General features: G+C 63.6%; 20 protein-coding genes, 2 tRNA genes and 2 pseudogenes. 7 read left to right on the forward strand and 17 right to left on the reverse strand.

Annotated features, from left to right (window positions below; genetic code table 11):
• On the forward strand, nt 1-105 hold a 105-nt coding region (locus Q0R02_RS08650; protein WP_293879742.1), incomplete at its 5' end, for an integrase catalytic subunit.
• Nucleotides 106-138: 33 nt separating this feature from the next.
• On the opposite strand, the pseudogene Q0R02_RS08655 reads toward Q0R02_RS08650, so the two are convergent.
• Nucleotides 139-927 (reverse strand): annotated as a pseudogene (locus Q0R02_RS08655) (IS256 family transposase); the annotation flags it as partial.
• Nucleotides 928-985: 58 nt separating this feature from the next.
• Between Q0R02_RS08655 and Q0R02_RS08660 the strand changes: the two are divergent.
• A pseudogene (locus Q0R02_RS08660) lies at nt 986-1,195 on the forward strand (IS3 family transposase); the annotation flags it as partial.
• Between the two features lie 460 nt (nt 1,196-1,655).
• On the opposite strand, the gene Q0R02_RS08665 reads toward Q0R02_RS08660, so the two are convergent.
• The 11 genes from Q0R02_RS08665 to Q0R02_RS08715 all read right to left on the reverse strand — a co-directional run bounded on the left by Q0R02_RS08665 (nt 1,656) and on the right by Q0R02_RS08715 (nt 11,191).
• Nucleotides 1,656-1,731 (reverse strand) — tRNA-Phe (locus tag Q0R02_RS08665).
• Nucleotides 1,732-1,759: 28 nt separating this feature from the next.
• Nucleotides 1,760-1,963, reverse strand: coding sequence for a DNA gyrase inhibitor YacG (locus Q0R02_RS08670; RefSeq protein ID WP_293882442.1), 204 nt, complete (start codon nt 1,961-1,963; stop codon nt 1,760-1,762).
• Nucleotides 1,944-2,942 carry a ribonuclease gene (locus Q0R02_RS08675; protein ID WP_293882444.1) on the reverse strand — a complete coding sequence of 333 codons (999 nt, stop codon included), beginning with the start codon at nt 2,940-2,942 and terminating at the stop codon, nt 1,944-1,946. Before Q0R02_RS08675 ends, Q0R02_RS08670 begins: the two co-directional genes overlap by 20 nt.
• Complete coding sequence (locus tag Q0R02_RS08680; RefSeq protein WP_293882446.1) at nt 2,935-3,522, reverse strand: Maf family nucleotide pyrophosphatase; 588 nt, start codon at nt 3,520-3,522, stop codon at nt 2,935-2,937. The genes Q0R02_RS08675 and Q0R02_RS08680 overlap by 8 nt, the downstream gene beginning before the upstream one ends.
• The gene (infA, locus tag Q0R02_RS08685) at nt 3,522-3,740 is read right to left on the reverse strand and encodes a translation initiation factor IF-1 (protein WP_293882448.1); all 219 of its coding nucleotides are present in this window, start codon (nt 3,738-3,740) and stop codon (nt 3,522-3,524) included. The genes Q0R02_RS08680 and infA overlap by 1 nt, the downstream gene beginning before the upstream one ends.
• A 204-nt stretch (nt 3,741-3,944) precedes the next feature.
• Entirely contained in the window at nt 3,945-6,071 is a 2,127-nt protein-coding gene (locus Q0R02_RS08690; RefSeq protein ID WP_293882450.1) for a sodium-translocating pyrophosphatase, read from the reverse strand.
• Nucleotides 6,072-6,167: 96 nt separating this feature from the next.
• A complete protein-coding gene (gene thiL / locus Q0R02_RS08695; RefSeq protein ID WP_293882452.1) occupies nt 6,168-7,046 on the reverse strand; it encodes a thiamine-phosphate kinase in 879 nt (292 codons plus the stop codon).
• 18 nt (nt 7,047-7,064) lie between these two features.
• Nucleotides 7,065-8,348 (reverse strand): UDP-N-acetylglucosamine 1-carboxyvinyltransferase, encoded by a 1,284-nt coding sequence (gene murA / locus Q0R02_RS08700; RefSeq protein ID WP_293882454.1) that lies wholly within the window; start codon nt 8,346-8,348, stop codon nt 7,065-7,067.
• 48 nt (nt 8,349-8,396) lie between these two features.
• Nucleotides 8,397-8,741, reverse strand: a complete 345-nt coding sequence (clpS, locus tag Q0R02_RS08705; RefSeq protein WP_293882649.1) for an ATP-dependent Clp protease adapter ClpS — start codon at nt 8,739-8,741, stop codon at nt 8,397-8,399.
• 113 nt (nt 8,742-8,854) lie between these two features.
• Complete coding sequence (locus Q0R02_RS08710; RefSeq protein ID WP_293882456.1) at nt 8,855-9,298, reverse strand: phasin family protein; 444 nt, start codon at nt 9,296-9,298, stop codon at nt 8,855-8,857.
• A 282-nt stretch (nt 9,299-9,580) separates the two neighbouring features.
• Nucleotides 9,581-11,191 (reverse strand): class I poly(R)-hydroxyalkanoic acid synthase, encoded by a 1,611-nt coding sequence (locus tag Q0R02_RS08715; protein ID WP_293882458.1) that lies wholly within the window; start codon nt 11,189-11,191, stop codon nt 9,581-9,583.
• A gap of 97 nt (nt 11,192-11,288) precedes the next feature.
• On the opposite strand from Q0R02_RS08715, the gene Q0R02_RS08720 reads away from it, so the two are divergent.
• The 3 genes from Q0R02_RS08720 (at nt 11,289) to recF (ending at nt 14,233) form a co-directional block, all read left to right on the forward strand.
• Nucleotides 11,289-12,494 carry an LL-diaminopimelate aminotransferase gene (locus Q0R02_RS08720; RefSeq protein ID WP_293882460.1) on the forward strand — a complete coding sequence of 402 codons (1,206 nt, stop codon included), beginning with the start codon at nt 11,289-11,291 and terminating at the stop codon, nt 12,492-12,494.
• Between the two features lie 137 nt (nt 12,495-12,631).
• Nucleotides 12,632-13,156 (forward strand): DUF2721 domain-containing protein, encoded by a 525-nt coding sequence (locus Q0R02_RS08725; RefSeq protein WP_367271449.1) that lies wholly within the window; start codon nt 12,632-12,634, stop codon nt 13,154-13,156.
• A gap of 3 nt (nt 13,157-13,159) precedes the next feature.
• Nucleotides 13,160-14,233 carry a DNA replication/repair protein RecF gene (recF, locus tag Q0R02_RS08730; protein WP_293882462.1) on the forward strand — a complete coding sequence of 358 codons (1,074 nt, stop codon included), beginning with the start codon at nt 13,160-13,162 and terminating at the stop codon, nt 14,231-14,233.
• A 15-nt stretch (nt 14,234-14,248) separates the two neighbouring features.
• Here recF and Q0R02_RS08735 read toward each other — a convergent pair whose 3' ends face one another.
• The 4 genes from Q0R02_RS08735 to Q0R02_RS08750 all read right to left on the reverse strand — a co-directional run bounded on the left by Q0R02_RS08735 (nt 14,249) and on the right by Q0R02_RS08750 (nt 17,323).
• Nucleotides 14,249-14,932 (reverse strand): DUF2807 domain-containing protein, encoded by a 684-nt coding sequence (locus tag Q0R02_RS08735; RefSeq protein ID WP_293882463.1) that lies wholly within the window; start codon nt 14,930-14,932, stop codon nt 14,249-14,251.
• A 41-nt stretch (nt 14,933-14,973) separates the two neighbouring features.
• Nucleotides 14,974-15,519 carry a CarD family transcriptional regulator gene (locus Q0R02_RS08740; protein WP_293882464.1) on the reverse strand — a complete coding sequence of 182 codons (546 nt, stop codon included), beginning with the start codon at nt 15,517-15,519 and terminating at the stop codon, nt 14,974-14,976.
• 204 nt (nt 15,520-15,723) lie between these two features.
• Nucleotides 15,724-17,112, reverse strand: coding sequence for an MFS transporter (locus tag Q0R02_RS08745; protein ID WP_293882465.1), 1,389 nt, complete (start codon nt 17,110-17,112; stop codon nt 15,724-15,726).
• Nucleotides 17,113-17,249: 137 nt separating this feature from the next.
• A tRNA-Gln gene (locus Q0R02_RS08750) sits at nt 17,250-17,323 on the reverse strand.
• Between the two features lie 141 nt (nt 17,324-17,464).
• Between Q0R02_RS08750 and Q0R02_RS08755 the strand changes: the two genes are divergently transcribed.
• Together Q0R02_RS08755 and Q0R02_RS08760 are read left to right on the forward strand one after the other, a co-directional pair.
• Complete coding sequence (locus tag Q0R02_RS08755; protein ID WP_293882466.1) at nt 17,465-18,544, forward strand: Ppx/GppA phosphatase family protein; 1,080 nt, start codon at nt 17,465-17,467, stop codon at nt 18,542-18,544.
• Nucleotides 18,545-18,557: 13 nt separating this feature from the next.
• Nucleotides 18,558-19,259, forward strand: coding sequence for an RlmE family RNA methyltransferase (locus tag Q0R02_RS08760; protein WP_293882467.1), 702 nt, complete (start codon nt 18,558-18,560; stop codon nt 19,257-19,259).
• Nucleotides 19,260-19,321: 62 nt separating this feature from the next.
• Here the strand turns inward: Q0R02_RS08760 and Q0R02_RS08765 are convergent, their stop codons facing one another.
• A complete protein-coding gene (locus tag Q0R02_RS08765; protein ID WP_293882469.1) occupies nt 19,322-20,803 on the reverse strand; it encodes a M23 family metallopeptidase in 1,482 nt (493 codons plus the stop codon).
• Between the last annotated feature and the right edge of the window lie 9 nt (nt 20,804-20,812).

Consider the following 20,812-nt stretch of genomic DNA (forward strand, 5'->3'; position numbering starts at 1 on the left):
TACCGCACCCCGGCACCGGAAGCCGCTCCATCGCCACTGCCGCCCTCCGGTTTCGCTACGCTCCACCTCCGACCGACACTGGCGATGGAGGCAACAATGCACTAACAATCAACACGGACCACTCAGTGGGGGCCGGTCAGAGTTGCGCAGGAGATGGACGATACACGTCTGAACGATCGTCTCGGGAAACACGGCCGTGATCGCGTCGGGAAAGCCCTTAAGGCCGTCGACGACGGCAAGCAGGATATCGTCGACGCCGCGGTGCTTCAGCTCGTTCATGACGCGCAACCAGAACTGGGCACCTTCGTTTTGCTCGAGCCACAGTCCCAGCACCTCCTTACGGCCATCGGCGCCAACGCCCAGCGCAATGTGGATCGTCTTGTTGCAGACGGTCCCTTCGTCCCGGATCTTGACCCGGATCGCATCGAAGAAGACCAGCGGGTAAACCGGATCGAGCGGCCGCTGCTGCGAGCTTGCTACCTCATCGAGCACGGCGTCGGTCACCGTGCTGATCAGATCGGGCGATACGCCGATACCGTAAAGATCATGCAGGTGCCCCACGATCTCGCGCGTGCTCATGCCGCGTGCGTACATCGAGATGATCTTCTCATCGAAGCCGGGAAAGCGCCGCTGATATTTGGCGATCAGCTGCGGATCAAAACTCGCCTGCCGGTCGCGTGGCACCGCGATCTCAAGCTTGCCAGTGTCGGTCATCACCGTCTTGCGGCCATAGCCATTGCGATTGTTATCAGTCTGATCGTCTTGCCCAAGATGATGATCCATCTCGGCATTGAGCGCGCGCTCGGTCAGCGCTTTCTTCAGGCTATCCAGCAGGCCTCCCTGATCAAAGGCCGCACTGGCGGCACCGCCGGCAAGCAACTGGTCCAAAAGCTCATTGGGTATCGTAGGTTCTTTGCGTCGTGACATAATAGGGCTCCTTCTTTCCCATTATGCCCGCCCGCACACGAAATTTCTGACAGTCCCGGACAACGCCGTGACCGAGACCCTGTTCCGCTCGCTCAAGGTCGAACGGCTTCACGGAACGCGCTTCGGCACGCGGCGTCAAGCCAAGGACGAGGTGATAGACTGGATTACCTTCTACAACCATCGGCGGCTGCATTCGACACTGGGGTATAACAGCCCGATGGCTTTCGAGCAGAAATGGCTTGCCGGGCGAATCACCTTGGCAGCATAGTCAACGCGTCAAGGGAGACGCTGGACGAGGGCAAGGTCAAGGAGCACCATGTCGCACTCAACATTAGCGACGATCGCGATGGCTTCAAGCCCTACCGCGGCCAACACGCCACGCGGCGGCACATGAATGAACGGAAGGCCGCTTTCAACATCGCGAATTTGCCTTGTAAACGGCAGCAATGTTAGCGGGAGCAGCCACAGCGGAGTCGTGATGCAAACAGCGACTGATCCATTTTTGTCGTAACTGAACCTGCCTTCCGATATCCCCAATCTTTGCCGTCTGCGAATTCACGCGGTGGCTATCGGAGACTTACCAAAAGCCGAAGCATCTCACCGAATATATTAGTTCGTCTCCGGCACGACAATATCAACCAACCACTGCGAATAAATGGCAGATAACCGCGACTTACTGCCAACGCCGGTGGACACAATCCGATAAGTCTCCGGATCTAGGGAAATAGTGGTGCCCGGGGACGGGGTCGAACCGCCGACACTGCGATTTTCAGTCGCATGCTCTACCAACTGAGCTACCCGGGCACGCTGCGTTAGCAACGCGAAGGCGGGCCTATAGAGGGGGTCGCCAGCCGATGTCCAGTGCGCCGTCGGGCCCACCTTCGGGTTCCTCGGCAGACATCGGAATACGATACCCCTCGCCGAGCCATTGCAGCAGGTCGCGGTCGCGGCAGCCCTGGCTGCAAAAGGGCTTGTGGGGAGCGCTGGCGAGCTTGCCGCAAACCGCGCAGGCTGACTTATCTGGTTTTGGTTGCATAGCCAGCCGACCTGGCGAGCGCGGGGTCGGCGTGCAAGGTGATCGCGCCGCCAAGGTGAGCGGAAAGGTTGTCGAGCCAGTCGAGGTTGGCTTGTAGCACGGCAATGATCTCAGGATGTGCGACGATCTGCACAACGCCGATCAGGCCCGAACGCTGGACCCTCCGAAGCAGGGCGCGCGCGTGCGAAGCAGCAGCGTCATACCGGAATTGTTCGCAAAGCGAGGCGCGCAGTCGCGGACGGATGATCTGGAGAAAGCCAAAACCGTTGACGGCAGTGCGCTCGAAGATCGGAGGCAGGGTCGCGTCGACGACGGCGGCGATTGCGAGGCGGTCGGCCTTGCCCGAGATCGTCGGAAAATCAACGCCGATCGATCCGGTAATGCCAAGACGGCGAATGGCCGCACCGGCAGCTTGCGCTCCCGCTAGAGCCAGCGGCCCCGGGGCAAGTTCGCCGTCGATGTCGATCAGCGTCATCGCCGGCGTCAGGCTGATCCGCAGCGCACCGCCCGGGAAACGGACCTCGCCGGTTGCCGCTTCCTCAAGGGTCTCAGTCCATCCTGCGACTTCCAGGCGGTCGGGTCCATGGGGCGGAAGGGCCGTAACCGGGGTGCCCGTCGCCGTGATCCGGTCGTACAGGGTAGGGGCGGCGGTTTCTGCGACATCGGGGGCCGAGGCGCGGACCTTGGCGCGCTTGACAGCACGGGGCTCGTGGATCGCTTCGCGCGTTACCATGACGGTGAACGAGCGGCCCATGTCGATGCCGGTCAGGCGGTCAAGCAGCGCTTCGTGATTACCGACGACCGACCGGACTATACCGCGCGTCGCGTCCGCCTGCTTTTCGACCAAGCGGACGGCGACGACCTGCCCGACCCGGAGTGCCGGAGTATCGGCTTCAACATGGCATTCGACGATCACGCCGCCATCGACCAGCGCGGCGCGTGCCTCGCCAATTCCGGTTTCGTAGAGCCACTCAGCCAAGCGTGACGCCTGCGGTCACCAGCAGCGCGCGGGTTTCAAACAGCGGCAGGCCGACGACGCCCGAATGGCTGCCCGACAGGAACCGCACGAATGCCTCGGCACGGCCCTGGATAGCATAACCGCCCGCCTTGCCCTGCCACTCCCCGCTCGCCAGGTAGGCAGTGATTTCAGCGGCGGTCAGTGGTTTGAACGCGACAACGGTGTCGGACAGCCGATGGCGCGCAGTGCCAACGGCGTCGATGACGGTCACGGCGGTCAGAACACGGTGGCGGCGGCCCGACAGCAGGGTCAGGCACCGAAGCGCAGTCGCTTCGTCGTCGGCCTTGGGCAGGATGCGGCGTCCGGCCGCGACCACGGTATCGGCGGCGAGGATGATGTCCCCGGCATGGCTCACGGCGACGGCGGCAGCCTTGGCGGCGGCCAGGCGCATGACGTGGAGGCGCGGGAGTTCAGCACCGAGCGGAGCTTCGTCGATGTCGGCAGGATCAACAAGCGCGGGCACGACCCCGAGCCGCGCGAGCAGGTCCAGACGGCGGGGTGATGCAGAGGCCAGGACCAGACGCGGCACGGCGTTCGGCATTACTTGAACCGATACGTTATCCGGCCCTTGGTCAGGTCGTAGGGGGTCATTTCAACCAGCACTTCATCGCCTACCAGGACGCGGATGCGGTTCTTGCGCATCTTGCCTGCCGTGTGGCCGAGCACTTCGTGATCGTTTTCGAGTTTCACGCGAAACATCGCGTTGGGCAACAGTTCGACAACGCTGCCGCGCATTTCGAGAAGTTCTTCCTTGGCCATCAAATCTCTTGGTTGGAATGCAGAATCGCCTGCCCCTTAGCCGCAAGGGGCGCGAAAGGAAAGGTCGGCAACAATGCGGGGTGAGCGCACCGTCACCCTGAACGCGTCGCAGGGTCCATGCCACCGTCGAAATTGATCTCGCCGAAGCGCCGATAGACCCCGAAACAAGATCAGGGCGGCGCGATTATGGGGCTGTTGGGACGCTTAAACCCCCGCGTGCGCTGCCAGTGCCGCCAGCAGCAACAGCGCCACGATGTTGGTAATCTTGATCATCGGATTGACCGCAGGCCCCGCTGTGTCTTTATAGGGATCACCCACGGTGTCACCGGTTACAGCGGCCTTGTGCGCCTCCGAACCCTTGCCACCGTGATTGCCGTCCTCGATAAACTTCTTGGCGTTGTCCCAGGCACCGCCGCCGCTCGTCATCGAAATCGCGACGAACAGTCCCGATACGATCACGCCGAGCAAGAGCGCGCCCAAGGCCGCAAATCCCTCGGCCTGCCCGGCGACTGCGGTGATCACAAAATACACCACGATCGGGGTGAGGACCGGCAGCAGCGACGGCACTATCATCTCCTTGATCGCCGCCTTCGTCACCAAGTCCACGGTCCGGGCATAATCGGGCTTCGACGTGCCATCCATGATGCCCTTGTTCTCGGCAAACTGCGCGCGAACGTCTTTCACCACGTCACCTGCCGCACGACCGACGGCGGTCATTCCCATCGCCCCGAACAAATATGGCAACAAGGCGCCGAGCAGCAGGCCGACGATAACATAAGGATTTTTCAGCGAGAAATCGACGACGAGGTTCGGAAAGAATTCCGCCAGATCGGTCGTATAGGCGGCAAACAGCACCAGCGCGGCAAGGCCGGCCGACCCAATGGCGTAACCCTTGGTCACTGCTTTGGTTGTGTTCCCGACCGCGTCGAGCGCGTCGGTGCGATGGCGGACCTCATCCTCCATGCCCGCCATTTCGGCGATGCCACCGGCATTGTCGGTAACCGGGCCGTAAGCGTCCAGCGCAACGACCATCCCGGCAAGCGCCAGCATCGCGGTTGCGGCAAACGCAATCCCGATCAGGCCCGCCAGCTTGAACGCGACGATGATACCAATGACGATGACCAGCGTCGGCATCGCGGTTGATTCCAAGCTGATGGCCAGCCCCTGAATGACGTTGGTGCCATGGCCAGTCTCCGACGCCTTGGCGATGCTGCGCACCGGGCGGTAATTGGTTCCGGTGTAATATTCGGTGATCCAGACCAGCGCGCCGGTAACTGCCAGGCCGACCATCATCGACCAGAACAGCGCCATGCCGGTAAAGGTCGCGCCCTCGCCGCTGGGGGTCGACCCGATGGCGGCATCCATGTCCTTCAAGACATAGTGCGTGGCGAAATAAATGGCGGGAACCGAGAGCAGCGCGGTCGTCCAGAACCCCTTGTAGAGCGCGCCCATGATCGATTGGCCCTTGCCGAGCCGAACCATGTAGGTGCCGATGATCGAGGTAAAGATGCAGACGCCACCGATCACCAGTGGCAGGGTCATCAGCGCATAAAGCTGATCGCTGGCAACGCGAACAAGCAGGCTCAGCAACACCATCGTCGCGCCGACGGTCACGACATACGTTTCGAAAAGATCGGCGGCCATGCCTGCGCAATCGCCGACGTTATCGCCGACGTTGTCAGCAATGACGGCGGGGTTGCGTGGGTCGTCCTCGGGAATGCCCGCCTCGACCTTGCCGACCAGATCAGCACCGACATCGGCGGCCTTGGTAAAGATACCGCCGCCAAGACGCGCGAAGATCGAGATTAGCGAAGCCCCGAATGCCAACGCAATCAGGCCGTTGACGACTGTGCGGTCATCGGGATTGCCGACGGGATGACCGGCAATCTGGGTGAGGTAATAAAAGAAACACGCGATCGAGAGCAGGGCGAGGCCCGCGACGAGCATCCCGGTGACGGCACCCGCGCGGAACGCGACGGTCAGGCCGTTCTGCAACCCGGTGCGCGCGGCCTCGGCGGTGCGGACATTGGCGCGAACCGAGATGTTCATGCCGATAAATCCCGCTGCACCCGACAGTAGCGATCCAATCAGGAAGCCGACGGCCGAAACCGTGCCTAGAAACACGAACACGATGATCGCAACGACGACCCCCACGATGGCAATGGTACGATATTGACGGCCCAGATAGGCACGCGCCCCCTCCTGGATCGCAGCGGCGATGTCTTGCATCTTGGCATTGCCAGCAGGGGCGGCCAGAACTTGGCGACTGGTAATGAATCCATACAACACGGCGACGATGCCGCACGCGATGGCGAACAGTACAAGATTCATGATCTGGGCTTCCTCTTCCTGGTTTACCCGCGCGGATGTTGGCTCCGTGTCAGGTGTTGGCGAGGGTATAAGCAAGGTGTCGCAATCGATGCAACTTTATTGGGCAGGTGTCTGGTGGAGCCAGCCCAGCCTGTCCGGGAGTGGAACACGGCCACTGCTATCGCGCAAGGTCAGGCCGGTTCCGGGTGCAAAGGTGCCGATGCGGGTGGCGCTGATCGGTAGCTCGAGTCCGGTCGGTGCCGCGAAAAGTAATTCATAATCGTCGCCTGCGGTCATCGCGGACAATGCGTCGCCGACAACAGGGACGGTTTGGATCGATATTTCCAGCGCAAGGTTGCTGGCGGCGGCCATACGCTGGGCGTCGATCAGCAGGCCGTCGGACACGTCCATCATGGCGTGGACGACCGGAGCGAGCGTTTGCCCATCGGAAAGCCGAGGAATCGGGCGCCGGTATCTAGCGACGTTTGCGCCCCCACAGGTCGGATCGCGGCGAAGCTCGGCAAGTCCCAGGCCGGCCATCCCGATGGTGCCCGTGACATACAGCGCATCGTCGGCCAGTGCGCCGGAACGAGAGGGTGCGGAGGCGCTGCGTCCGATTGCGGTCAGCGACAATACCCGGGGGGCGGACGGGTTGGCCACGGTATCGCCACCAAGCAAGGGCATGGCGAAATGCGCCAGCGCCACGCCCAGGCCAGCGATGAAGGCCCTGTCCCAGCAAGCGTTGCCGCTCAGCGTGTAGCCCATCAGGACACCGACCGGGCTCGCGCCCTTGGCGGCGAGGTCGGACAGGTTCACCGCGAGCAGCTTCCAGGCGACGTCTTCGGGAGGATCGCCTGGCAGATAGTGAACGCCCTCGACCAGCATATCGTGGGTGATGACAAGGTCGCCGAGCACCGCCGCATCATCGGCGAACCCGCGTGCCGCAGGATGGGTTGCGAGGGGGCGGAGTAGGGCGAGGAAGTCGGCTTCGTTCATGGAGTCCCGCGCCAATTTCTAGCCGTCGCTGTCGCGCTCGATATCGGCACCGACGGTCTGCAATTTCTCCTCCAACCGCTCATATCCGCGATCGAGGTGATAGACCCGCTGGACGTGCGTTTCACCCTGTGCGGCCAGTCCGGCGATGATCAGGCTCATCGATGCCCGCAGGTCGGTCGCCATCACCGGCGCGCCATTCAACACAGGGACTCCGCGCACGACTGCCGAGCGCCCAGTAACCTGGATATCGGCCCCCATTCGCGCCAGTTCAGGGACGTGCATGTAACGGTTCTCGAATATCGTCTCGGTCAGCACGCTCGCGCCGTTCGCCATGCAGAGCATCGCCATGAATTGGGCCTGCATGTCGGTGGCAAATCCGGGGTAGGGCGCGGTGGACAGCGTCAACGGCCCGAGTTTGCCGTCGGCGGAAACGCGAATGGCATCCTTCAGCGCTTCGATTTTGACGCCCGCTTCGGCCAGCGCGTCGAAGGTCGCGGCCATCTCGTGCATGTCGGCCCCCACCAGGTCGACGCTGCCGCCGGTGATCGCGGCGGCACAGGCATAGCTGCCAGCCTCGATGCGGTCGGGCATGACGGCATAGGTCGCGCCGTGAAGCCGATCGCGCCCCTCGATCGTCAGTGTCTCGCTGCCGATGCCGTCGATGACCGCGCCCATCGCGACCAGACAGTTGCACAGGTCGACAATCTCGGGCTCGCGCGCGGCATTTTCGATCACCGAGATGCCGCGGGCCAGCGTCGCCGCCATCAGCGCGTTTTCGGTGGCACCCACCGAGACGACGGGAAAGCGGATGGTCCCGCCGGGCAGGCGGCCGCCGGGGGCAACCGCCTTGACGTAACCCGAGGTGATCTCGATCTCCGCGCCGAACGCCTCCAGCGCCTTCAGGTGAAGGTCGATCGGGCGGTTCCCGATTGCACAGCCGCCGGGCAGCGACACTGTCGCCTCACCCATGCGCGCAACCAGCGGGCCTAGTACCAGGATCGACGCGCGCATCTTGCGGACGATGTCATAGGGGGCGGTCGTTGATGTCACGCGGTTCGCGCGCAATGTCATGACGCGTCCGAACTCGTTGAGGTTCGCGCCCTCGATCATGCTGGAGACGCCGAGCTGGTTCAGCAAATGGCCGAAGCCATCGACATCGGCAAGCCGCGGCAGGTTACGCAGCGTCAGCGGTTCGTCGGTCAGCAGCGCGCACGGCATCAGCGTGAGTGCGGCGTTCTTGGCCCCGGAAATGTGAATGCGCCCCGACAGCCTGTTGCCGCCACGAATGATAATACGGTCCATCGCGTGCTGTTTAGCGGGTGCGCCTCCCGGCGCAAGGCGGAGGTGGATTTACGCCTTTTCCAGCGTACATTGCAGCGGGTGCTGATTCTGCCGCGCAAAGTCCATGACCTGGGTCACCTTGGTTTCGGCCACTTCGTAGGTGAACACGCCGCAGATGCCGACGCCCTTCTGGTGGACGTGCAGCATCACGCGAGTCGCATCCTCGATGCTCATGCGAAAGAAACTCTGCAGGCATTGGACGACGAATTCCATTGGGGTGTAATCGTCGTTCAGCATCAGCACCTTGTAGGGCGACGGCTTTTTCGTGCGGGTGCGCGTCCGGGTGGCGACGCCGAGGCCGGTTCCGCTGTCTTCGTCATTGCCGCGACGTTCGTTGGCCGATGTGATCTGCATATCGGCAGAATATGGCATTGCTGGGCGCAGGGGCAAGAGCGCGTAGGGTAGCGGTCACAAAAAAGCCGTCCTCGCAGGGTGCGGGGACGGCCTTTAATGTGGTTTGGGTCGGATCAGGCCGAAGTGGCAGTCTTTACCTTTTCGACGGCGACCGCATAGCGGTTCTGGACCGGCTGTGCGATCTCGCCGAGGAGCTTCATGTAGTTTTCGCCGAACTTCTGCGCTTCACCGACGAAAGCCTCGAGCGAGGATTTGGCCAGTTCCGACTGGAGCTGGAAGAATTCGGTCGGCGACTTTACAGCGGCAAGCTGCTTAGCAGTCGCATTGGCTTTTTCCATCGAGGTGCGGCCATAATCGGTCGCATATTTCACGATCTCCTCGGTGCCCTTGGCGGCGACGCGGCCCGATGCGACGACGGCTTCGATGTTGTCCTTCGAGAACGCGACGAATTCTTCAAGACCCTTAGAACCCTTTTCCATCGCGGACTTGACGCGCGTCGTGGCGTCGGCGGTGAAGTTGGTGGCTTTGTCCTGGATGTTGGTGAAAGTCTCGTTCACGGTTTTTTTTCCTTCGATGATGAGCGGAGTGGGTTTGATTGGGGCAGCGGCAATTGGCGGTTTGGGCGCAATCGGCTTGGTTGGTAGAGCATCTAGTTTAGACGCAACTGGCTCTGGTTTTTTCGCCGCGGGAACCGCTGTTGGTTTGACAATAGGATTATGGGCCACTTCGCTCTCCAAGCGGTTATGTTGCGCTGCACCATATATCGCGGAAAAAAGCGAATGCAAGTGTTTTGTTGCAGTGCAACATCGTCCCATCCGCCGTTACGGCATGGTGAGTTTTCAGCGTGAGCGAACGTATCGGCCCGGGGCATCCTCGATCGCCGGAAGCACACCCTGGCCCGGAATTCGCGCGCCCGCAGCGGTCACATGGTCGGCCCCGAACCCACGCAGCCACGAGATCCAGTCGGGCCACCAGCTCCCCCTGGTCTCGGTCGCCCCCGCAATGAATTCGTCCAGCGACGCCACCGAATTCTCGTTGATCCAATACTGGTATTTCTGCGCCGACGGTGGATTCACGACGCCCGCGATATGGCCCGACCCGGCCAGCACGAAGCGCAGCGGCCCGGTGAAATGTTCGGTTATCTTCCAGACACTTGCGAGCGGTGCGATATGATCCTCGCGGCCCGCCTGGATATAGGACGGGGTTTTCACCGTGGTCAGGTCGATCGACGCCCCACTGACCCGGATCGCTCCCGGTTTTGCCAGTTTATTGTCGCGATACAAGTCTTCGAGATAGCTTTTATGCCATTTCGCCGGCAGATTCGTCGTGTCGCCGTTCCAGTAAAGCAGGTCGAACGCCGGATAGTCCTTGCCCAACAGGTAATTGCTGACGACGTTGTTCCAGATCAGGTCGCGCCCGCGCAGCAGGTTGAAGGTCATCGCCAGGTAGCGGCCATCCAGATACCCATCCTTCGACAGCTTTTCGATCATCGCGATATTGGCGTCGTCGACGAAGTTCAGCAGTTCGCCGGCTTCCGAAAAATCGACCTGCGCTGTAAAGAACGTCGCGCTCTTGACCTTTTTGGCCTGCCCGCGGGCGGTCAGCACGGCAAGCGTCGCCGCAAGGGTCGTGCCCGCGACGCAATAGCCGACGGTGTGCACCGATTTCACAGCGAGTACGTCGCGCACAGTATCGATCGCCGCGATCTGGGCGTCGACATAATCGTCCCAGACCACATCTTTCATCGACGCATCGGCTGATTTCCAGCTGACCATGAACACCGTCAGCCCCTCCGCCACCGCCCAGCGGATAAAGCTTTTTTCGGGCGACAGGTCGAGGATGTAGAAGCGGTTGATCCACGGCGGAAAGATGACCAGCGGAGTCTTTGCAACCGTGGGCGTCGTTGGCGTGTACTGGATAAGCTGGAACAGCGGCGTCTCGCACACGACCTTGCCCGGCGTGGTTGCGATATTGACGCCGACCTCGAACGCGGTCGGCGACACATGGGTCAACTGGCCGCGTTGCAAATCGGTCATCAGGTTCTGAAAGCCGGTGGCCAGACTGGCACCACTGGTCTCGATCGCCTTGTTCAGCGCCACCGGATTGGTCAGTGGCGAATTGGCCGGGCTCATCGCCTCGACCAGCGTCCGCATAGCAAAGGTCATGCGTGCCTTTTGCGCGGGGTCGACGCCGGGGACGGTGTCCACCATGTTCATCATGGCGTCAGCCATGACGCCATAGCCCTGGCGGACAAGGTCGAAGACCGGGTGCTCCCATTCGGGCCCGGCAAAGCGCTTGTCCTTCGGGTCAAGGCGGTCGCGCCCGACAGCGGCAATGGGGGCGAGCAACTGGCCCCAACCGTCGAGAATGGCGTGGATCCCGGCTGCTGCCTCGTTTTCGACCGGCGGGTCGGCGGGGGGCGGGGTGGATGTATGGGGGTCTTGGCTCACTCTAATCCTCGCGCACTGGCTTTGACTGCATATACCATCAGGCACCAAGTCTGTTACAAGCCCCGTTCAATACCAACCAAATAGTGGAAAGGTCGAAATGTCCGACGAATTCTACCGCATGAAGCGGCTGCCGCCCTATGTCATCAGCGAAGTCAACGCGATGCGGGCAGCGGCGCGCGCGAGCGGGGAGGACATCATCGACCTGGGCATGGGCAATCCCGACCTGCCGCCACCCCAACACGTCATCGACAAATTGTGCGAAGTCGCGCGCAAGCCCGATGCCCATGGCTATTCGGCGTCACGCGGTATTCCCGGCCTCCGCAAAGCCCAGGCCGGTTACTACAAGCGGCGCTTCGGAGTCGATGTCGATGCCGACAGTGAAGTCGTGGTGACGATGGGGTCGAAGGAGGGACTTGCCAGCCTGGCCACCGCGATCACCGCGCCGGGCGATGTCGTGCTGGCCCCGAACCCCAGTTATCCGATCCACACCTTCGGATTCATCATTGCAGGCGCCACGATACGCAGCGTGCCGACCACGCCCGACGACCGGTATTTCGACAGCCTGGAACGCGCGATGCAATATACCGTGCCGCGCCCGAGCGTGCTGGTCGTGAACTATCCGTCGAACCCGACGGCGGAGACGGTCGATTTGGCCTTTTACGAACGCCTGGTCGCCTGGGCGCGTGATGCGGGCGTCTGGATCATCAGCGATCTTGCCTATTCGGAATTATATTACGACGGCAATCCGACCGTCTCTATCCTGCAGGTGAAGGGCGCCAAGGACGTCGCCATCGAGTTCACCTCGCTGTCGAAAACCTATTCGATGGCGGGTTGGCGGATCGGCTTTGCGGTCGGCAATCAAAAGCTGATCGCGGCGATGACGCGGGTGAAGTCGTATCTCGACTATGGCGCCTTCACGCCGATCCAGGCAGCAGCCTGTGCCGCGCTGAACGGACCGCAGGATATCGTCGCCACCAATCGCGCGCTGTATCACAAGCGCCGCGACGTGCTGGTCGACAGTTTCGGTCGGGCCGGGTGGGACATCCCGCCGCCACGCGCATCGATGTTCTGCTGGGCCCCCCTGCCACCCGCGCTGGCGCATCTGGGGTCGCTGGAGTTCACCAAGCAGTTGCTGACTCACGCCGGCGTCGCGGTCGCGCCCGGTGTCGGTTACGGCGAAGATGGCGAAGGTTTCGTGCGGATCGCGATGGTCGAGAACGAACAGCGCATCCGACAGGCGGCGCGCAACGTGAAAAAATACCTGGCGAGCATGGGCGTCAATACGGGCGCGAATACGGGGTAGAGTTCGGCTTTCAAATCCCGTCACCCCGGCGAAGGCCGGCGCCTATACGATTGTCGGATCGGGCGCATTTCTTTCTGACATCCGTATAGGCCCCGGCCTTCGCCGGGGTGACGGTAATCGCGGGCAAGAACTGCCGCTTGAACCTGTGGCGTCGGGGGTTCACTAATGCGGGGATGACGATCGATGCGCCTGCGGTTTCCGAAATTGCCCATACCATCCAGTTGGCCGTCGCGCCGGTGTTCCTGCTGGCGGGGATCGGAGGTTTCATCAACGTGATAGCAGGACGCCTGAACCGCGTCGTCGATCGTTCGCGACTGATCGAGACACTTCATCCCGCATCGAGCGGCGACGAACATGCGCGTCATGTCTGGGAACTGCGCCTGCTCGATCGCCGGATCGCGCTGGCGTCGAATGCGATATTCCTGTGCGTTGCAAGTGCTCTGGCGGTTTGCGTGGTGGTGACATTGCTGTTCGTGTCCGAACTGGCCAACCTGAAATACGCGACCAGCGTGTCGCTGCTGTTCGTGCTGGCGATGATCCTGCTGGCGGCGGGGCTGGTGCTGTTCCTGATCGAGACGCGCGTCGCGGTGCACGGCATCCGGATTCGCGAAGACCTGCTGGAGCGCGATCGTCGCGGACGGTTCCGGTTTTTGACCCGCTGAACCATGGCCATCGTGCGCCTGTCGCTGGGCGATTTCCGTTCCTATCCAGATGCCCTGGTCGAAGTGGGGTCGGGCATCGTCGTGCTGACCGGCGATAACGGCGCGGGCAAGACCAATATCCTGGAGGCGGTGTCGCTGTTCGCCCCCGGACGCGGGCTGCGCGGCGCGCCGTTCCGCGAGATGGCGCGGACCGATGGCGGTGGTGGCTTTTCCGTCGCGGCGCGCCTGGTGCCGCGCGCTGGCGAAACCTCGGTCGATCTCGGCACCGGCAGCGAACCGACGACCCCCGACCGCCGGATCGTGCGCGTCAATGGTGCGGCTTCACCATCGACAGCGCTTGGCGAATGGCTGTCGCTGGTATGGCTGACGCCCGCGATGGATCGGATTTTCGCCGACGCTGCGGGCGAACGTCGCCGGTTCCTCGACCGACTGGTGCTGGCGCGCAACCCCGGCCACGCCCACCACGCCACCCGTTACGAGGCGGCCATGCGCCAGCGCAATCGCCTGCTGACCGACGAAGCGCCCGACGCCGAATGGCTGGCCGCGCTGGAGGCGGCGATGGTCGAACATGGTGTCGCGCTGGCGGCGGCACGGCAGGCGCTGGTCGATGAACTGGGCCAGCGGATCGCCGCCGAACCGGCCGGGCCGTTCGCGCGCGCGGGACTGACACTGGCCGGATGGACCTGCGAAAACTTCGCGCGTGACCTGCGCGAGGGACGGGTGCGCGATGCCGCCGCCGGGCGGACGCTGACCGGACCGCACCGGCAGGATTTGATGGTTACGCACATCGACAAGGGGCAGGCGGCGGCGCGGTGTTCGACCGGCGAACAGAAGGCGCTGCTGATCGGGATCGTGCTGGCACATGCCGATCTGGTCGCCGATGCGATCGGGCGCGCGCCGATATTGTTGCTCGATGAAGTCGCCGCGCATCTTGACCCGCTGCGTCGCGCGGCGTTGTTCGAACGGATTTCGGCGGCGGGGTATCAGGCGTGGCTGACCGGGACCGAGGCGGTGCTGTTCGAAGCCGTGCCACAGGATGCAACGCGATTGCGCGTGGCGGGTGGGCGGCTGATCTAACCGCTGGCGGCGGGTTTAGAGCCGGGTTTTGCTCGACCCGCAGATGACCGATCCGCTGCCCCGGCTGACGACGGTGCAAGCGGGTCTTCCCGATATGGTCACGGTGCCGGTGCCGTTGGCGACGACATTGGCTGATCGCCGCGCCGCCGCCTTTACAACGGCCGAGCCATCGGATGTCAGGCGCAGGTCGCTGATCGCGAGCGCGCTGGCGTCGAACACACCGGCGCCGCGAATGGCGGCATGGGCCTGGGCTGCCTGGCCGGTAATAGTCAGGACTCCCGCGCCGGCCATGCCGATGTCGAGCGTATCAGCCTCGACCGAAGCGACGACCAAGGCGCCCGAACCGTCCTGCGCGATGTTGACGGTTGGTCCGCGCATATGGTCGACCCTGACCGTCGATGCACCACTCGACCCGATGCTGCGCAACTCGGCGGTGGTCAGCCGGATGGTCGCGGGGCCGGGGTTTTCGCCCTGCCAGCCGCCCCATGCGTTGCGCGCCGCCTTGATGACGAGCATCTGGCCCTGCGCCTGCACGCTGGTCCGCTCGATCGCCTGTTCGGTGCCCGAAATCTGCGCCGACGGGCCGCGACCCGTGACGATTTCGATGATGAACGTACCTTCGATCCGGACGCGATCGAACTGAGTGATCGTCAGCGAGCGGGTCCGGGCGACGGCGGGCGTGGCGACCAGGGCGATCACGAGGAGCAGGGTTCTTATGGTGCCGCTTTGCACGGGGTTGATCAGGCGGACGGCGCGGTCTTGTTATAGATCGCGGCCGAAGCGCGCAGGATCTCGAGCAGCTTTTCCAGCGCCTTGGGCTCGTCGAGTTGTTCCATCGCCGCCAGTTCGCGGGCGAGACGGCTGGCCGCCGCTTCGAAGATCTGGCGTTCGGAATAGCTTTGTTCGGGCTGGTCGTCGGCACGGAACAGGTCGCGGACCACCTCGGCGATCGACACCAGGTCGCCCGAATTGATCTTTGCCTCATATTCCTGCGCGCGACGCGACCACATCGTCCGCTTGACGCGGGGCTTGCCCTTCAACGTATCGAGCGCCTCGTCCATCTGCTTGTTCGACGAGAGCTTGCGCATCCCGACACTTTCGGCCTTGTTGGTCGGTACGCGCAGGGTCATGCGTTCCTTCTCGAAGCGCAGGACATACAGTTCGAGCGCCATTCCGGCGATTTCGGATTTCTGCAGTTCGATGACGCGTCCGACGCCGTGTTTTGGATACACGACGTAATCGCCGACATCGAAAATCAGGACGGTGGCGGTGGCATTGGCAGCCATGTATTACGACCTTTCTAGCGGAAACAGCGCGCGGGCATCGGCGAGAGTGCGGCGCGGGAACACGCTGCAGTTCGACGACGATGGGACTGTTCCGATTGTGACACTCCGAAGGCTGGCGCAGCAGTTCGACCGCGCCGCTTGCGAACCTTTTAACAGATTCGCCACAAAAATGCCAGCGCCGGGTATTTTGTTGCGCGGGTGGCGTCAGTTCAGCGGCCCGACGGGGCGAACCGCATCCACTTCCCGGGTGTCGAGCGAACGTATCCCCGGGTTCAGCCGGGCGACGCTGCACAGCCCCGCGACCAGGGCTAGGCCACAGGCGATCAGCGCGGGGATCGAACCGCCGCCCAGCCCCAAAGCGAGCAGGGCTGCAACCAGCGTCGCGCCCATCGTCTGACCGCACAGCCGGATCGTCGAAATCAGCCCGCCCGCCGCCGCCGCCCGTTCGCTTGGCGCGGACCCGATGATGAGGCGCGCGTTGGGCGACATGAACATGCCGAACCCCGCGCCGCACAGCGACATCCGCCAAGCGACATCGAAATAGGTCGGCGCGGCTGGCATGAACGCGATCAGCAGCAGTGCGACGATGCCGACGCCCATGCCAATGCCCCCCAGCAGTCCCGCCGGGTAACGATCGGACAAGGTGCCCGCCAGCGGGGCAACGAACAGGGTCGTCAGCGGCCATGGCGCCATCATTGCGCCGACCTGCGACGGGGTGAAGCCATAGCTGTGTTCGAGGCGGAAGGGCAGCGACACCAGCAACGTCATCGATGCGATAAAGACCGTGAACCCGCCGATCGCCGACAGCGCCAGCACCGGGCGGGCCAGCAGGTCGACCGGCAGGACGGGGCGCGGTTCGCGCTTCTGGTTGCGGACCAGCACGACCGCGAGGCCAACGCCGATAGCGGTGACGAACGCCGACACCAGCGGCGACGAACCGTGGACCGCGCTCTCCAGCCCGCCGATCAGCAGGCCGAAGGTCGCCGCGCACAACAGCGCGCCGGCAAAGTCATAGGGTTCGTTGCGCGGTGGCGGATTGGGCAGGAACGCGCCGAGCGCGAGCGACGCCAGCGCGAACGGCACGGCGGCTGCAAACAGCCACGGCCAGTTCGCGAACGACAGCAGGAAGCCACCCGCGGTCGGCGCCAGCGCTCCTGCGCTGGAAACGACGACGCTGTTGAAACCAAGGCCGCGCCCCAGCTTCTCGGGCGAATAAAGCGTCCGCAACATGGCCGAGGTGACGCTCAGCACCGCCGCCGCGCCTAGCGCCTGGAACGCGCGAACGACCAGCAGGAACGGCAGGGTATTGGCAAAGAAGGCGAGCAGGCTGGCAGCGGCGAACAGGATCTGGCCGTATTGGTAAAGCCGCCGCAGCCCGATGCGGTCGCCGATTGCCGATAGCGGCAACAGCGTCATGACTAGGATGAGTTGGTACACGGTTATGATCAGCACCGCCGCGGACGAATCGACGCCCAGGTCGCGCGCGATCGTCGGCAGCGCGACATTGGCGATGCCACCGTCAAGGATCACGAGCGCGGTGCCGAACGAAATGCTGGCGATCCCGGCGATAGTCTTTATGCGGTCGCGGTCCATCGCCATCCCTTTGACCCGCACGGCCGCGCTCGCAACCCCGAATAGCATGCCCTACTTCGCCCGATGAGGCGACGCATCGGCGAATTTAACCGGGTGCCAATAGCGGTGCGGCGGACTTTTTAGCCACGGCCATGTGCTGGATGCCCCGCAAGGACTCGAACCTCGATAAACGGTATCAGAAACCGGTGTCTTACCATTAGACGACGGGGCAATCGGGGACGCCAATAAGTAACCCGCTATTTCAAGTCAACGGTCTTGCGACACGCCAGTTGCCCGATCCACCGCCTTCGGCTAGCATCGCCCCAAGTGCTGCGCGCGAGCTTTTGCGCGGGTGATTTTCGAAGGTATCGGCATGGTGGACGTCAACGTCCCGTTGCCGCAGGGTTCCGGTGCGAAACGGAGCAACAGTGCGGCTATCAAGGGAGCAGAACCGGCTGTTCAAGGCGGGGTTGGGCGCCCATGGTCCAATGCGCGGCGCACATTTGCGGCACTCGACCTCGGCACCAACAACTGCCGGTTGCTGATCGCGCGTCCGGCCGAAAACGACGGCTTTACCATCATCGACGCCTTTTCACGCATTGTCCGGCTGGGCGAGGGACTGGCGGGCAGCGGACGGTTGAGCGACGCCGCCATCGATCGCGCCATGGCCGCACTGTCGGTCTGTGCTGACAAGCTGGTCCGGCGCGGCGTCCATTTGTCACGCGCGGTCGCAACCGAGGCCTGTCGCCGCGCCGAAAACGGGCAGGATTTTGTCGATCGCGTCTATCGCGAGACCGGCATTGCGCTCGATATCATCGACGCCGGCGAGGAAGCACGGCTGGCCGTCGCGGGATGCCATGCGCTGCTGGAACCGGGCGACGGACCGGCGCTGATTTTCGATATCGGTGGCGGATCGACCGAACTGGTGCGGGTCGAGCGCGGCGTGGACGAACCGCGGATCGTCGCCTGGCGCAGCGTGCCATGGGGGGTCGTCTCGCTGTCGGAGGTCGAGCCACATGACGCCCCCGACCGCGAGGGGCGACTGGCCGCATACGACCGGATGCGCCAGCGTTTTGCCGACGCCATTGCCAATTTCATTACGCCCGAAACCATTGCCGAACCGTTATCGTTGCGGTTGCTCGGCACCAGCGGGACAGTGACGACACTGGCCAGCGTGCATCTTGGGTTGACCGTTTACGACCGACGCGCGGTCGATGGCCTGCGGGTTCCGTCGGCGGCGCTGCGGGCGATCAGCGCGGGACTGGCGAGCCAGTCGGTTCCCGAGCGCGCGAAAGTCGCTTGTATCGGCAACGAACGCGCCGACCTGGTCGTGGCGGGCTGCGCGATTCTGGACGCGATCCTCGATATCTGGCCCGCTCCTCGCGTCGGAATTGCCGACCGGGGTATCCGTGAAGGCATTTTGCGCGCGCTGATCGCGTCGTCTGCCCGATGATAAGGAATTTGATGTGAGCAGGGGTGGCGGCGGCGGACGGACGCGCGTGAAGACCGGGCGGGGGCGGACGGTCTCGTCGAACCGCTGGCTGGCGCGGCAGTTGAACGACCCTTATGTCAAACGCGCGCATGCCGACGGGTTTCGCAGCCGGTCGGCCTATAAGCTGATCGAGCTGGATGAGCGGTTCGGTTTCCTGCGCGGAGTGCGGCACGTCGTCGACCTAGGCATCGCGCCGGGCGGCTGGGCGCAGGTGATCCGCAAGCAGGTGCCCAAAGCCACGATCGTGGGCATCGACCTGTTGCCGGTCGATCCGATCGAGGGTGTCGCTATCCTCGAAATGGATTTCATGCTGGACGCCGCGCCCGACCGGTTGATCGAAGCGCTGGGTTCCGCACCCGACCTGGTGCTGTCGGACATGGCGGCCAATACCGTCGGCCACACCCAGACCGACCATCTGCGGACGATGGGTCTGGTCGAGGCGGCGGCGGCCTTTGCCTATGACGTGCTGAAGCCGGGTGGGGCGTTCGTGGCAAAGGTATTTGCAGGCGGCGCGGACAGCGCGATGGTCGCCGATCTGAAGCGCAATTTTACGACGGTGAAACATGCCAAGCCAGCGGCGAGCCGCAAGGAATCGTCCGAATGGTATGTCGTGGCGCAGGGGTTCAAGGGCGAGGCCTTGCGCGCGGAACGCGCGGCGGAGCCGGGGATCGAATAGAGCTATGCTTCGTCACCCCGGCCTACGCCGGGTGACGGCGGTGGGGGGTGACGGCGGGCCGGTTAACGCGTCGCGGTGAACTGTTTCAACCGGTTGTTGAACGCGATCAACTCACCACCGCTCAGCAACGAACTTGCCGAAAAACTGACCGACGACGGATTGACCACGCCGCCGTTCCGGTAAACCTCGAAATGCAGGTGCGGGCCGGTCGACAGGCCAGTTGATCCGACATAGCCGATGACTTGCCCTTGGCTGACCCGTGCGCCCGGCCCCACGGCAATGCGGCTCATATGGGCATAGCCGGTGCCGAGGCCGCCCATGTGGTTCAGCTTTACCATATTGCCGTGGCCACCGTGCCATCCGGCAAACGTCACGATCCCGTCGGTGGCGGCGTGGATCGGTGTGCCGGTGACAGCGGCATAATCGACGCCCTGGTGCATCCGCGAATAGCCGAGGATCGGGTGGAAGCGCATGCCATAGCCGCTCGTCTGGCGGCCCGCGACCGGCGTGGAATATCCTGAACGTTGCTGGCCCACACCCGCGGCGTCATACCATTCGGTGCGCCCGCCGATCGTCCACTGGATCATCCGCGTGGCCTGGTCCCCGTTGGTCATCCCGGCATAGAGCAATTTGCCGAACTGGACCTCGCCAGTAGCCGCGCGGGCGCGCTCGACGACCATGTCGAAGCGCGCACCGTTGTCGAGCGTGCCCAGCTGTACCTTCGAGGCGATGGCACGAATATAAGTTTCGACGGCCTGGGGCGGGGCGCCTGCGCCGGTAGCCGAAATGTAGACGCCATCGGTGACGGTGCCCGCAATGCGCATCGGCGTGTGGTCGACCGCAATCGGTCGGCGCTGCATCGACAGGGTGTTGCCGACGCGTAGAAAGGACAGGCGCATGTCGAAACGGGCGCGGAAATTAAGGTCGTCGAGCGGGCGCGCACTGTTTCGATTGAGCCGACGACCCAGCGTCATATCCAGCGTGGTCCCGGGTGCGATCTGCGACGGGTCGACGACCCCCGCTGTCATGCGCGCGACCAGCGCGGCTTCTGCAGCTGCGACCCCGGCCCGTTCCAGCGCGCGGGTAAAGCCGTCGCCCTGTCCGATCGTAGCCGTCAACTGGAGCAGCGGGCGTTCAGGCGTGTCGGTTAGCGTCTGGACGGCGTCGGTCGCAGCCATCCTGCTGCCGGTGTCGCCCCCCCATGCCAGGGGAGCGATCGACTGGGCACGCGCCGCCTCCCACGCATCAGCGCCCATCGTCGCGGGAACCGCGCCGGGCAGGGCATGAAAACTGGGCGAAAGTGCGTAGGTCGCGGCACAGAGCGCCATGCACGAGGCCAGCCCGCGCCACCATTTGCGCGAGCCGATGTTAGCCCCGAGGTCGGGGGCGAAATCGAATCGGTCGAGGAAACCGGCGCGATGTTCTGTGGAAAGAACCGGGGCGGCGCGCCCGAATCGGGGGACACCGGTCGGAATCGCATAGTCGAGCGACAGCACGGCGGTGTGCCCGAGGGTTCCGAACCTTGCTTCGTTGACCTGATACAAGTCCTGCGC

This window comes from Sphingomonas sp. (assembly GCF_025353885.1).
Classification (GTDB): Bacteria; Pseudomonadota; Alphaproteobacteria; order Sphingomonadales; family Sphingomonadaceae; genus Sphingomonas_O.